Origin of the sequence: Streptococcus oralis, assembly GCF_001579025.1 — a bacterium.
GTDB lineage: Bacteria > Bacillota > Bacilli > Lactobacillales > Streptococcaceae > Streptococcus > Streptococcus oralis_X.
This window is the reverse complement of record NZ_KQ970235.1, coordinates 167,434-180,959: the sequence shown is the minus strand read 5'-3', so window position 1 is coordinate 180,959 and position 13,526 is coordinate 167,434. Positions and strand designations below refer to the sequence as shown.

General features: G+C 43.7%; 12 protein-coding genes, 1 pseudogene and 1 riboswitch. Of the genes and pseudogenes, 3 read left to right on the top strand and 10 right to left on the bottom strand.

The features are described 5' to 3' along the window. Positions 1-101: 101 nt before the first annotated feature. Positions 102-190: riboswitch (glycine riboswitch) on the bottom strand. A gap of 168 nt (positions 191-358) precedes the next feature. The 3 genes from SORDD27_RS00800 to zapA all read right to left on the bottom strand — a co-directional run bounded on the left by SORDD27_RS00800 (position 359) and on the right by zapA (position 3,643). Further along, the gene (locus SORDD27_RS00800; protein WP_061426786.1) at positions 359-2,695 is read right to left on the bottom strand and encodes an endonuclease MutS2; all 2,337 of its coding nucleotides are present in this window, start codon (positions 2,693-2,695) and stop codon (positions 359-361) included. A 100-nt stretch (positions 2,696-2,795) separates the two neighbouring features. Further along, on the bottom strand, positions 2,796-3,344 hold the full coding sequence (locus tag SORDD27_RS00795) for a CvpA family protein (protein ID WP_061426784.1): 549 nt from the start codon (positions 3,342-3,344) through the stop codon (positions 2,796-2,798). Continuing rightward, positions 3,341-3,643, bottom strand: a complete 303-nt coding sequence (gene zapA / locus SORDD27_RS00790) for a cell division protein ZapA (protein WP_000002028.1) — start codon at positions 3,641-3,643, stop codon at positions 3,341-3,343. The genes SORDD27_RS00795 and zapA overlap by 4 nt, the downstream gene beginning before the upstream one ends. Before the next feature lie 86 nt (positions 3,644-3,729). Here zapA and rnhC point away from each other — a divergent pair, with 86 nt between their 5' ends. From rnhC to recD2, 3 genes are all read left to right on the top strand, one after another. Beyond that, complete coding sequence (gene rnhC, locus SORDD27_RS00785; protein ID WP_061426782.1) at positions 3,730-4,611, top strand: ribonuclease HIII; 882 nt, start codon at positions 3,730-3,732, stop codon at positions 4,609-4,611. A 3-nt stretch (positions 4,612-4,614) separates the two neighbouring features. Next, positions 4,615-5,229 carry a signal peptidase I gene (gene lepB, locus SORDD27_RS00780; RefSeq protein ID WP_061426780.1) on the top strand — a complete coding sequence of 205 codons (615 nt, stop codon included), beginning with the start codon at positions 4,615-4,617 and terminating at the stop codon, positions 5,227-5,229. A 129-nt stretch (positions 5,230-5,358) separates the two neighbouring features. Beyond that, a complete protein-coding gene (recD2, locus tag SORDD27_RS00775; RefSeq protein ID WP_061426778.1) occupies positions 5,359-7,728 on the top strand; it encodes an SF1B family DNA helicase RecD2 in 2,370 nt (789 codons plus the stop codon). Between the two features lie 47 nt (positions 7,729-7,775). Here the strand turns inward: recD2 and tig are convergent, their stop codons facing one another. From tig to SORDD27_RS10055, 7 genes and pseudogenes are all read right to left on the bottom strand, one after another. Further along, positions 7,776-9,059 (bottom strand): trigger factor, encoded by a 1,284-nt coding sequence (gene tig, locus SORDD27_RS00770; RefSeq protein WP_061426776.1) that lies wholly within the window; start codon positions 9,057-9,059, stop codon positions 7,776-7,778. A 90-nt stretch (positions 9,060-9,149) separates the two neighbouring features. After that, on the bottom strand, positions 9,150-9,806 hold the full coding sequence (locus SORDD27_RS00765) for a DNA alkylation repair protein (protein WP_061426775.1): 657 nt from the start codon (positions 9,804-9,806) through the stop codon (positions 9,150-9,152). Beyond that, the gene (locus SORDD27_RS00760) at positions 9,807-10,439 is read right to left on the bottom strand and encodes a response regulator transcription factor (RefSeq protein WP_061426773.1); all 633 of its coding nucleotides are present in this window, start codon (positions 10,437-10,439) and stop codon (positions 9,807-9,809) included. A gap of 10 nt (positions 10,440-10,449) precedes the next feature. Next, a complete protein-coding gene (locus SORDD27_RS00755) occupies positions 10,450-11,448 on the bottom strand; it encodes an envelope stress sensor histidine kinase LiaS (protein WP_061426770.1) in 999 nt (332 codons plus the stop codon). Next, positions 11,445-12,128: a cell wall-active antibiotics response protein LiaF gene (gene liaF / locus SORDD27_RS00750; protein ID WP_061426769.1), complete on the bottom strand. Its 684-nt coding sequence runs from the start codon at positions 12,126-12,128 to the stop codon at positions 11,445-11,447. Before liaF ends, SORDD27_RS00755 begins: the two co-directional genes overlap by 4 nt. 134 nt (positions 12,129-12,262) lie before the next feature. After that, the gene (gene fni, locus SORDD27_RS00745) at positions 12,263-13,264 is read right to left on the bottom strand and encodes a type 2 isopentenyl-diphosphate Delta-isomerase (RefSeq protein WP_061426767.1); all 1,002 of its coding nucleotides are present in this window, start codon (positions 13,262-13,264) and stop codon (positions 12,263-12,265) included. Next, a pseudogene (locus SORDD27_RS10055) lies at positions 13,248-13,526 on the bottom strand (phosphomevalonate kinase); the annotation flags it as partial. The pseudogene SORDD27_RS10055 and the gene fni, both read right to left, overlap by 17 nt.

Sequence of the window (13,526 nt, the reverse complement as noted above, 5' to 3'; positions counted from 1 at the left end):
AATTCTAACATGTCCTACTCCTATCTTTTCAACCCCAAAAGAAAGAGCACATGCAAGATACATGTACTCTGGAATGCCTAGATAAATGCCAAAAAGCGGTCTATCTTAGCTCTGTCCTTTTACCTGAGAGTTTGAGCAGTTTCCTGCCTTGCCCCTTCGGTGCCTTTACGGTCTCTCCAGAGTTCCGTCCATTTACAGTCATGGAAAACAAACCTTTCTCCACTTCTATTAAACTTCATTCGGTGTTGGTATTTAATTTTTTATTATTTTACAAGAAAAGTTAGCTTTTGTCAATATATTATTTGAAAAAAGATGGGTTTTCACTTCTTTTTCAAAAAAAGAGGAGCACTCTTTTTTTCTAACCTTTAAAGGTCACAATGGTTGCACCACTGCCCCCAGCATTCTGAGGAGCATAGCCGAAACTCTTGACATGCTTGTTTCTTTGCAGGTATTTGGTAACTCCTTCACGGATGACTCCCGTTCCGATACCGTGGATGATGTCTACCTGAGCCATATTATTAAGCAGGGCTTGGTCAATAAAGGCGTCCAGCTCATTCATGGCTTCTTCATAACGTTTGCCTCGGAGATCCAGTCTTGCTTGTGGACCACGTCCAGAAGCACGTTTGACGACATTGACTTGTTTTTTCTTGACTGGGGCTTCTTGTTGAGCCTGAACAAGGTCAAATTCTTTCTCTTCCAAGGTCATCTTGATCAAACCGACTTGGGCTTCCCAGCGGCCGTCCTTAAGCTGATTGGTCAAGGTTCCACGTTGACCATAACTGAGGACCACAATGTCATCTCCCACCTTTGGAGCTCGTTTTTTCTTGGCCTTTTGAAGGACCTTGTTTTTAGATAAGTCGACTTTTTCAGGAGCCAGTTTTTTCAGCTCAGCCTTGGCTTCAATGATTTCGTGGGGTTTGAGTTGAGACTTGCTATGGAGATTTTTCAGGATCTGGTCACTCTCACTTAGCGCTAGTTCCACAATCTCAGCAGCTTGTTCACGCGCCTTGTTGAGCTCAGTTTCCTTTTCACGATTGAGCTCGTTGTAAAGTTTTTTGAGTGCTCGGTTCATCTTGAGGTTTTCTTGCTCCACCTCACGGATATTGTCCAAGCGTTTACGACTTTCAAGTGTTTGCTCTTCCAATTGTTCAATGATACGGTTAACGTCATTATCTTGGTTGACCTGCTGGCTGGCATCCCTAACGATGACATCTGACAAGCCTAGGCGTTTGGCAATTTCAAAGGCATTGCTTCGACCAGGAACGCCCTGCATAAAGCGATAGGTCGGACGCAAGCTGGCTGTATCAAACTCCATGCTGGCATTTTGCACAAAGGCTGTCTCAATACCGTAGGCCTTGAGTTCTGGATAGTGGGTCGTCGCCATGGTCTTAACCTGACGCAGACGAAGATCCTCCAAAATGGCCATAGCAAGGGCTGCTCCTTCCTGCGGATCGGTACCTGCGCCAAGCTCATCTAGTAATAAAAGCGAGTGTTGGTTGACCTTGCCAAGAATATCTACGATATTGGTCATGTGGCTGGAGAAGGTAGACAAGCTTTGCTCAATAGACTGCTCATCCCCAATATCTGCGAAGATTTCTTCGAAAATACCGACACGGCTCCCCTTATCAGCTAAGATGGGCAAGCCTGACTGGGCCATGAGTTGAGTCAAGCCCAGGGTTTTGAGCATGATGGTCTTCCCACCAGTATTGGGACCTGTAATGACAATAGCCGTTAATTCCTTACCAAAGTGTATATCGTTCGCGACAGCATTTTTGACCAAAGGATGGCGAACATGAAGGAGTTGAATCTCTTGATTCTCTGAAAGTTGAGGAACAACTGCTTGTCTTTCTTGGATGAAACGTACCTTGGCACGAATCAGATCCAGATGGCCGATAATCCAAGCGTCATTAGCAATCTCAGCAGCATGAGGACGGACCCGTTCTGATAGTTCCTGCAGGATACGAATCATCTCATAGCGTTCGTCTGCTCGCAGGCTGGCGATTTCTTCGCTCAGCTTGACCACCTCACGTGGCTCGATATAAACCGTATTCCCACTAGCAGAGATGTCATGGACAACACCCGTAATCTTATTGCGATAGGTGTTCTTGACTGGTAAGACTTGACGGCCATTTCTGCTAGCAATTATGCCTTCCGTCAACATCTGCGCTTTTTGCTTGAGTAAGTCTTGCAAGACATCTCGAACTTGACTCTCGCTATCATGGATTTTCCGACGGATGCGTGCTAGCTCTTCACTGGCAAAATTCTCGATAAATCCTGCATCATTTAGAGCTTGAAGACTTCCTTGCAAGTGTGGAAACTCATGCAGTTTTTCAAACCATCTCGCCAACTGTTCCAAGCGTACGTTTTCGAGATTGGTATAAAATCCTTGCAACTCTCTGCTAGCCAGCAAGACCCGTTTGAGGAGCAGGAACTCCTCAATATTGAGGTCTGCCCCCATCTCCAGACGCTTGCAGACAGCTGATATCTCACGTGTCGCTAGGATGGTAAAGTGAGGTTGCTCCACAAATAGAGCTTGCATTTCCTCCATCTCTGTAAAGGCTTGTTTGATCTTATCCACCTTAGCAGTTGGAGCCAAGCCTTTTAGCTCCTCTAGGCCTTGTTCTGTCAAGAGATGCGGTTCAAACAAGGCTTTGATTTTATTGAATTCTAAGGTTTCTAGTATTTTTGTATTCATATTTTTTCCTTGTATGCTGGTTTACAAGATTATAGCAACTAGGTTTTTTGACCTAGTCGTCCAATCTGTAAACAAAGGGCTAGGAAAAATCCCGCCCTTTTTATCCGATTAAATTTGTCACCCAAAGTTGTTTGATAAGGTTTGTCGTAAAAGGGACACTTTGGATGATATGTTTGGCTACTATACTTCTTTCGAGTGAATTTTGAATGACTGCCAGAGGCACTGTTGCAAGGATGGTCAGAGCCATTTGCAAGACAAATAAGGTTACCAATAGCGACAATAGGCCTGCTCCGATACGAAACCATTTGACATCGAGCTTTTTAGTTGGAATCAAGTGTAGGAACAAACCGATAAAACGTCCGATACTGTAACAAATCCCAAAAACTAGAAGGTAGGCGAGACCCGCATAAAAGACCTTGTCTAGGTGAAACAGCTGGTCTGAAGGGAAGAAAAAGGTGCCCTGTCCTTCCTGAGGATTGGCATAAGGGACAAGCAAGTGGAAGTAATCTCCCAGCGATTTATAAAACTGTCCCGCAACAAAGGCTGAAATCACTGCAACGAGGAAATAATAAACTTGCAGCACCAAACCTCTACGGTAGCCGATGTAAAAGCCCCAAGCAAGAACCAATAAGAGTAGGATTGAAATCATAGGGAGTCCTCAATCTTGCTCTGTTCTTGTTTTACAGCAATCAACTTGTGACGGAGTTCTAACAACTCTTGCTCCTTATCATCAAATTCAATTTCACGATTGAGCTGTGTAGACAGACAGTTGACCGCCAAAAGAAGCGCAATGGTCTCATCATCCGCCCCAGGCATTTGTTCTTTAATTGCTTGGTATTTTTCAGTCGCAACCTTGGCAATTTCCTCCATAAAGAGGTTGTCATGCTCGGTTGTTAAGGTTAATGTCTTTTTCCCGAATGTAAACTTATATCGATTTAGATTTGCCATAAAATTCACCTCACGATATTATACCAAATTTCGCTAACTTTGTCAGTTTTTACCAATTCTCCTGCTTTTGTGGTACAATAGAGACTATGGCAAGTATCACACTCACACCAAGTGAACAGGAAATTCAGAGCTTTTTGAGTCAGTATCAGAAGGCTCTCAGTCCTAGTAAAAATCCTTATATTCGCTATTTTTTGAGACTGCCTCAGGCAACAGTTTCCATCTATACTTCTGGAAAAGTCCTCCTGCAAGGCGAAGCTGCTGGGCAATACGCCAGTTTCTTTGGCTATCAGGTTGTAGAGGAAACCAGTGGACAAGATTTTCCTATGATTGGAACTGATGAGGTGGGAAATGGTTCCTACTTTGGCGGGCTGGCTGTTGTGGCTTCCTTTGTGACACCTGACCAGCATGACTTCTTACGAAAACTCGGTGTGGGGGATTCCAAGACTCTGACAGACCAAAAGATTCGTCAGATTGCCCCTATCCTCAAGGAAAAGATTCCACATCAAGCGCTCCTCCTTTCACCGAACAAGTATAATGAAGTTATCGGAGAGCGTTACAATGCTGTTTCTGTAAAGGTGGCCCTTCACAACCAAGCTATCTTTCTCCTGCTTCAAAAAGGAGTCCAGCCAGAGAAAATCGTGATCGATGCCTTTACAAGCCCTAAAAACTATAACAAATACTTGGCGCAAGAAGCCAACCGTTTTCCAAACAAGATTAGCTTGGAAGAAAAAGCCGAGGGAAAATACCTGGCTGTTGCGGTTAGCTCCATCATCGCGCGTAATCTCTTCCTCGAAAACCTGGAAAATCTTGGACGAGAACTGGGCTATCAACTGCCAAGTGGCGCTGGAACTGCATCTGATAAGGTTGCTAGCAAAATCCTTCAGGCCTATGGCATGAAAGGGCTCAACTTCTGTGCCAAACTACATTTTAAAAACACTGAAAAAGCCAAAGCACTTCTAGAAAGGTAAATTATGAATTCGTTTAAAACATTTCTAAAAGAATGGGGAGTTTTCTTCCTGATTATCGCACTGGTCGGTCTTAGCCGTATCTTTCTTTGGAGCAATGTCCGTGTGGAAGGACACTCGATGGACCCTACCCTAGCTGACGGAGAAGTTCTCTTCGTTGTTAAACACCTCCCAATTGACCGCTTCGATATCGTGGTTGCGCATGAGGAAGACGGAAATAAAGATATCGTCAAGCGCGTTATAGGAATGCCAGGAGATACCATCCGATATGAAAATGACAAACTCTTTATCAACGGTGAAGAGACGGATGAACCCTACCTAACTGAATATCTCAACTTGTTCAAAACAGAAAAGTTGCAAAACACCTATACTGGAAAAGGATTTGAAGGCAATAAGGGAGTTTACTTTAGAGAACTTGCTCAAAAGGCACAGGCCTTTACAGTCGATGTCAATTCCAACACCAGCTTCAGCTTTACTGTCCCTCAAGGCGAATACCTTCTCCTTGGTGACGATCGTCTAGTCTCTAGCGACAGCCGCCACGTTGGTACCTTCAAGGCCAGCGATATCAAAGGCGAAGCAAAATTCCGTTTCTGGCCACTTAACCGTATCGGAACTTTTTAAGATAAGGAAGAGGCCGAGAATGCTAAGTCTCAGCCTCTTTTTCTATTGCGAGAAGAAGACCTTTTAGTCTCCTAGCTTGTTGAAAGAAGCTAAGGGTACAACTCTCACGAACTCATGTAAAGGAAACCTATGGAAGTTTATTTTTCAGGCACCATTGAACGCATTATTTTTGAAAATGTCAGTAATTTCTATCGCATCCTCCTCTTAGATATCGAAGATACCAATGCGGAGGACTTTGACGATTTTGAAATCATCGTCACCGGAACCATGGCGGACGTGATTGAAGGGGAAGATTACACTTTTTGGGGACAAATCGTTCAGCACTCCAAGTATGGGGAACAGCTTCAGATCAACCGTTATGAACGCGCAAAACCAACTAGCAAGGGCCTCGTCAAATACTTTTCTAGCAGTCATTTCAAGGGGATTGGTCTCAAAACTGCTCAGAAAATCGTCGATAGCTATGGTGAGAATACCATTGACGAAATTCTGGAACATCCTGAAAAGCTAGAAAGTATTGCAGGACTCTCTGCAAAAAATCGCGAGGCTTTCCTCTCTACCCTCCGTCTCAACTATGGGACAGAAATGGTCTTAGCCAAACTAGCTAACTACGGCATTCCCAATAAACTAGCCTTTCAGATTCAAGATTTTTACAAGGAAGAAACGCTGGATATTGTTGAAAATTATCCCTATCAACTGGTTGAGGATATCAAGGGTTTGGGCTTTACCATTGCTGACCAATTAGCTGCCGAACTAGGCATCGAAAGTCAAGCTCCTGAGCGCTTCCGCGCTGGTCTTGTCCACAGTCTCTTTCAAGGCTGTATGGATACGGGCGATACCTATATGGAAGCCCGAGATTTGCTGGAACAAACCCTGACTCTCCTAGAGTCTTCCCGTCCCGTGGAACTCGATCCCAGCCAAGTTGCTCAGGAATTATCTCATCTGATCGAAGAAGATAAGGTTCAGCAGATTGATACCAAAATCTTTGATAACAGCCTCTTTTTCGCCGAAGAAGGCATTCGCAGTCACTTGGTTCGTATCCTTGAAAAAGGAAAGAAACAAATTCAGGATCTAGAAACCATTCAAAAACATATCGCTACTGTCGAGCAAGAATTAGGTATCCAGTACGATGACATTCAAAAGCAGGCTATCTGTGACGCTATCCAGAACAAGGTCTTTATCCTAACAGGTGGACCTGGTACTGGTAAAACGACTGTTATCAATGGAATTATCGCTGTTTATGCCCTTTTAGAAGGACTTGACCTCAGGAAAAAAAGCAGTCTGCCTATCCTTCTAGCAGCTCCAACTGGTCGAGCGGCTCGGCGCATGAATGAATTGACAGGTTTGCCTAGCGCGACCATACACCGTCATTTGGGGATGACGGGAGACGATGATACCAGTCATCTAGAAGATTATCTGGATGCCGACTTCATCATCGTGGATGAGTTTTCTATGGTGGATACTTGGCTAGCTAACCAACTCTTCTCCAATATCTCCTCTAACAGTAAAATCCTCATCGTGGGAGACAGTGACCAGTTGCCTTCTGTTAGTCCCGGACAAGTCCTTGCAGACCTGCTCCAGATACCCCTGATTCCGCAGACCCGCTTGGAACGGATTTACCGTCAGAGTGAAGAATCAACTATCGTCACCTTGGCTAGTCAGATTCGACAAGGCATCTTGCCAGCTGACTTTACCCAGAAAAAGGCAGACCGCTCCTACTTTGAAATTGCTAGTGGCCATATCCCAGCTACCATTGAGAAAATCCTCGGCGTTGCCCTCAGAAGTGGCATTCCGGCTCGAGATATTCAGGTGCTAGCGCCTATGTATCGAGGAACTGCTGGTATTGACGCCATCAACCAACTCATGCAAGACCTGCTCAATCCTCAGCAAAAGGGGCAAGTTAGCTTTGAAGCAACTCAGTGTCACTATCGAACAGGGGACAAAGTCATTCACCTAGTCAACGATGCAGAAGTCAATGTCTTTAACGGAGACCTGGGCTACATCACAGACCTGATTCCTGGTAAATACACCGAGTCCAAACAAGACGAGATTGTCATTGATTTTGATGGCAATGAGGTCATCTACCCACGTAACGAATGGTACAAGATTCGACTAGCCTATGCCATGAGTATCCATAAGTCTCAGGGAAGTGAGTTTCCCGTTGTCATCCTGCCCATCACCAGTGCTAGCAAGCGCATGCTAGAGCGAAATCTCATCTATACAGCCATTACACGGGCCAAGAGCAAGCTCATCCTTCTTGGTGAATTACAGGCCTTTGACTATGCAGTTAAGCATATCGGGACTGCTCGCAAGACCTATCTGATTGAGCGTTTCAGTGATTTAATTGAAACTAATATTGAAGAAAGCAAACAAGCCTTCTCTGAAACTACCACAGCAAGTGACTCTGAACAATCCTACATCCTCACTGAGGAAAACTGGGATAGTATTCCCGCTATGATCGGGATTACAGATGCAGACCTCAAAGAGATTTTTGGAAAATAGACAAGCAGAAAGCCCACCTAGGCAGGTGGGCTTTTTCTCTTTTAAGATTATTTAACTGTTGCAGTGCTTGTAATCAATTCAACAGCTTTTTTGATAGTGATATCGTGTTTCAACATATCAGCTGAAAGCAAGTTTTGTACTTGTGCAACTTCCATGTTGTAGTCTGCAGCCAATTGCTCGATTTCTTTTTGGATTTCTTCTTCTGAAGCGTCAAATCCTTCAGCTTTGGCAACTGCTTCGATAACAAGGTTAGTCTTCGTACGTGACTCAGCTTCTGCTTCGTATTGTTTGTGAAGGTCTTCTTGAGTAGTTCCAGTGATTTGGAAGTACATGTCAGGGTTAATACCTTGACGTTGCAAGTTTCCAAGGAATTCATTTACTGAACGGTGAACTTCTTCGTGGATCATTTCTTCTGGAAGTTCTACGATTTCAGCGTTTTCTACAGCTTTATCGATTGCTGCACCTTCTACTGCATCTTTGTATGCTTCTTCTTTTGCAGCAGCCAATTCCTTACGGTATTTTTCTTTCAATTCAGCAAGAGTTTCAACTTCTTCGTCGATGTCTTTTGCAAGTTCATCATCAAGAGCTGGAACTTCTTTTGCTTTAACTTCGTGGATAGTTGTCACGAATTTCGCTTCTTTACCTGCAAGGTCTTCTGCTTGGTAGTCTTCTGGGAATGTTACGACAACGTCAACAGTTTCACCAGCTGAGTGTCCTACCAATTGGTCTTCAAAACCAGGGATGAATTGACCTGATCCAAGTCCAAGTGAGAAGTTTTCACCTTTCCCACCGTCAAATTCAACACCGTCGATAGAACCAACGAAGTCAATAACAACAGTGTCGCCATTTTCAGCAGTGCCTTCTTTGATAACCAATTCAGCCAAGTTGTTGCGTTCGCGTTCGATACGTTCTTCAACGTCAGCGTCAGTTACTTCTTTTTCTACATCAACTGATACTTCAAGGTTTTTGTAGTCGCCCAATTTTACTTCAGGTTTTGTCACGACTTCAGCTGTGATAACCCAGTCTTGACCTTTTTCCATTGAAGTTACGTCAATTTTTGGTTGCGCAACCACTTCAAGACCAGCTTCTTTTACTGCAGCTTCATAAGCGTTTGGCAAAAGTGCGTTCATTGCATCTTGATAAAGAGCTTCTTCACCAAATTTTTGGTCGAAGATAGGGCGTGGAAGGTGACCTTTACGGAAACCAGGAACGTTAAGAGTTTTCTTTACTGAGTTAAATACACGGTCCAATTCTGGTTTGATTTGGTCTTGAGAGATTGTGAAAGTCAAGACACCACGGTTTGTTTCTTTGTTTTCAAATGATACAGACATTCTGTCATTTCTCCTTAAAATTTTTAATACAGTCCATTATACCATATAATAGCGACTTTTTTCAAGTAATGAATGCGCTTTTCAATAGTGCTAGAGGTACTTGCTCGCTTCCTTGATACTAAGTTCAGCCATTCTCTTCTTATTTTTTTCAATAAAACGTGCTACCCATTCGGGATTGGTTTTAGAGTAGTCTCTTAGAGCCCAGCCGATGGCTTTGGTGATGAAAAATTCTGTCTGGTCCAGATTGTTGACCAGGATCTTTTCCATCAGTTGGACATTTGTTTTTTCTTTCCTTAACAACTGGTGGTCAATAGCGACTCGCCTCAACCAGATATTGTCTGAGAGGCTCCATTTTAAAAGCACTTCTTCAAGTTCCGGATGGTTAGCCACCAAACTTCCTACTACTCGATCTAGGATATCTACCGTATCCCACCAGGACTTGGTCACGACCAGACGCTCAAGCTTAGGCAAATCATCCTTCGTTAGATAAGACTGCATGGCTTTCAAATAGTTGGCAACCACATATTGGTATTCTCTAGGCTCCTTTTCCCAGCAAGTGTCTACAAAATCCCAATCGATAATTCTTGTTTTTTTCGCGCTTGGAAAATACTTTTTATAGAGGGCGTTTCTTTCAGGACCTGCAATACCTAGAAAGGGAAATTGGTAGCGCATATAGGCTTCCATTGGGCCTGCTTTCTCAGGGTCTTTTCCCGCTTCTAGCTCCTCAAGTATATCTGCAAGACTCATCTAAAAGTCCTCCTGCCCTACCAAGTGGTGTTGAAAGGCATAGACCGCAGCCTGGGTACGATCGCTGACCTCAAGCTTGGCTAGGATGTTGGATACATGGGTCTTGACCGTCTTAAGAGAGATGAAGAGTTCATCTGCAATGCGCTGATTTTCGTAGCCCTTGGCAATCAGTTGAAGCACGTCACGTTCACGAACAGTCAATTCCTCATGAAGTTCGATATGATTGCGGTGGTATTCGACCTTCTTGCTGACCTCTTGTTCAATTGCAAGCTCTCCAGCAGCCACCTTACGAACAGCGTTCAGTAATTCGTCTGCACTTGAAGTCTTGAGCATATAGCCCCTAGCCCCAGCATTTAAGACAGGCATGATTTTTTCATTGTCTAGATAAGAGGTCACAATCAAAATCTTGGCTTCAGGCCATTCTTTGAGGATAGCCAAGGTTGCATCAATCCCATTCATCTCAGGCATGACAATATCCATGACAATGACATCTGGGCGCAATTCCAAGGCCAAGTCAATACCTTGAGACCCATTGGCCGCCTCGCCCACAACTTCCACATCGTCTTGGAAATTAAAATAGCTTTTCAAACCCAATCGGACCATTTCATGGTCATCTACCAGTAAAATTTTCATCTATACTCCTTTATGATTCCTTGTCTAGCAGGGGAATACGGATATCGACCGCTAGTCCTTGCTTAGGTGCTGTCAAGAGTTGAACAGTACCTGCCATATCCTCAACCCGCTCCTTAATATTTCGCAGTCCATAACTCAAGTCATCTAAACTCCCTAACTGGAAACCAATCCCATTGTCCACCACCTTCAGCTGCAATTCAACATCTGTCTGATAGAGATAGACATCTAAACAAGATGCCTGGGCATGACGGAGGGTATTGCTGATCAACTCCTGCAAAATACGGAATATGTGCTCCTCGATTTTCTTAGGTAATTTAGACACATTTTGCTTGAGACTAACCTTGAGATCACTCTTGTCCTCAAGCTCTTTTAAGAGGATTTGAATCCCCTCAATCAAACTCTTCTCTTCCAACTCAACAGGTCGCAAATGTAGGAGCAAGACCCGCAAATCTTTCTGGGCTGTCTCTAGGATGGCCGCGACACTTTGCAACTGGGTCTGCATCTTTTCTCTATCCAGCTTCAAAGCCTGCTGACTGACACCTGATAAAATCATATGGGCTGCAAACAACTCCTGACTAACTGTATCATGTAAGTCACGTGCTATCCGCTTCCGTTCTTTCTCGATGATTGCTTCTTCCTTGACCAGGCTTTGATTTTCAGCCTTTTGAACAGCCTCTGTCAAGAGGTTGAGCTTGCCAGACAAGGACTTAAAACTGGCGTCCAAGTCTGGATCTGCAAAAGAAACGACCTCTTTTCCTGCTAACAAGCGTTTGAGATTGACCTGCATTTTTCTGCGAGAAATTTCTTCCATCACCCGCCAAAAGAGGACAAAAAAGAAGGTCATGGAAAGGCTAAAGACCAAAATCAAGAAGATGAGTTTTTCTGCCTTCTCAATATCTTGTAGTGAATAGGACCAATCAAGATTGAGAATATCAAGTAGACTATTGGTCAAAAAGAGGATAAAGAGGAAAGAAGTCAGGCCGATTAACAGATAAGATTGCTTTTTCATCCTCTGACCACCTCCACATCGCCAACCATAGTAGTTAGGAAAATCTTGACGCTCTTGTTACTCTTTAGATAGTCCCTGGTTTCCTGATGATAGTGTTCATTGCGAAGGGATTTCTTAGGTTGATGAAGGAAGGTAAGATCTCCATAGAGGCAGTTGACACTGAGGCTGATTTCCACATCTACAGGTACTATAATTCTAGTCGTTCCGACCATCTTTCTAAGGATAATGACATTGTCATGATTAGTTAGAATAACTCTTTCCAAATGAATGGTGTCCTTGCCCATGAGACGAAAGAGGTTGATATCGTCAAACTGGCAGGTCTGATGGCTAGAGAAATGATGGAGATTACCAAACCAGGGATTGCGTTCATTTTTTACTGTCACGACTTCTTCAAAAACCAGGTCAGTCTCCTCTTTTTCTTGGTTCATCATTGGGTAAAGAAGAAAGAGACTGTATATGACTGCTACAAAGATCGCTAGAATCACAAAGGGATTAAGCATGACGATGAAAAAGAAAAGAATAGTCGCCACAAGGAGGAAAACGTTGTTGCCCTCCTTACCTGTATAATAGCGCAGTAAGAGCAAAAAGAGGAACAGAATCAGCAGAAAACGCGAAAAATGCTCTGATACCATCAAAATCAGAGCTCCCGTCAACAGACAGGCTTCAATAAATAAAAAGATTTGAAATTTTTTTCATATCTGCATCCTCTCTTTTCTATTTTATCACAATTCAAAATAGACGCATCCGTCTGAGGATGGAAAAAAGCGGTTGACAAAGAGATACAAAAAAGAGCGGGATTCTTGTCCCGACCTCCTTATTTCTGATCATTCGCTTCTTTTAGTTTTCCATATAGAATGTAGTCTACTTTTTGCAGATCAGCTATGGTGGCACAGTTAAGAGCACACATAATCAAGCGTAAATCTGCTTTCCATCCTTGGACAATGCTAATCACTTCCTCGACCGAGTAGGTTTCAACCAATTCCAGAACGGTTCGTGACAATCCCACAGCCTTGGCGCCAAAGACCAGACACTTAATCATATCAAGCGGGTTCCGAACACCTCCACTGACCAAAAGTTCAACCTTGTCTTTCCAGTCTTGGGCATTAAGAAGGGCTTGCATAGTAGACTGCCCCCATTGATTGAGGTAATCACGCTGACCACTGCGACGGTTTTCGATATAGGCAAAACTGGTGCCACCACGACCTGACAGGTCAAAGGTTCGAACCCCCAGTTCATAGGCTCTCTCGATAGTCTTAGCATCCATGCCAAAACCGACTTCCTTTAAAATGATGGGAACAGGGATTTGCTTGCTATAATCTGCTAGATGCGATTGCCAGCTTCTGAACTTTCGTTCTCCCTCAGGCATGAGCAATTCCTGCATAACATTAACATGGACCTGCAGGAGGAGAGGATTCATCTCTTCTACAGTCTGAAGCCCTAACTCAACAGATTTGTCCAATCCAATATTGGTTCCTAGGAGGAGATTTGGATGGCTAGATTTGACAGAAAAAGAGTCATCTGTTGGATCCTTGAGGGCTGCGCTATAAGATCCCGTTACAAACAAAATCCCACAGGCTTCTGCCACCTGAGCCAGTTTTTGATTGATTTCTCTCCCCTTATCGCTTCCACCTGTCATGGCATTGATATAAAAAGGAAAGTCCCACTTTCGACCTGCAAATTCTGTAGACAGATCAATCTCATCCAGATCGTAAAGAGGTAAGGAAGAATGAATCAACTCCACCTCATCAAAGCTATTATAGGAACTTTTCTGCTCAAGGGCATAGCGGATATGCTCGTCCTTACGATTTATCGTCATGTCCTATCCTTTCTTGGTATAAGAGCTCAATCCCCAGATCGGCCCAACGGTTTTTTAAGGTTTCAGTTGATTGCTCATCAAAACTCAAGGCAATGCCACAGTCACCACCACCAGCTCCACTACTCTTGGCAACAGCCAGCAAATCTTGACTGGCTTGTTTCAACTGTCTCAGCGAAGGTGTGTAAATATCTGGGCTCAAGTCTTCTAAAAGCCGACTAGCTGTTTCCAGCTGCTCGATAATTTTTTTCTGCATTCCCCTGCT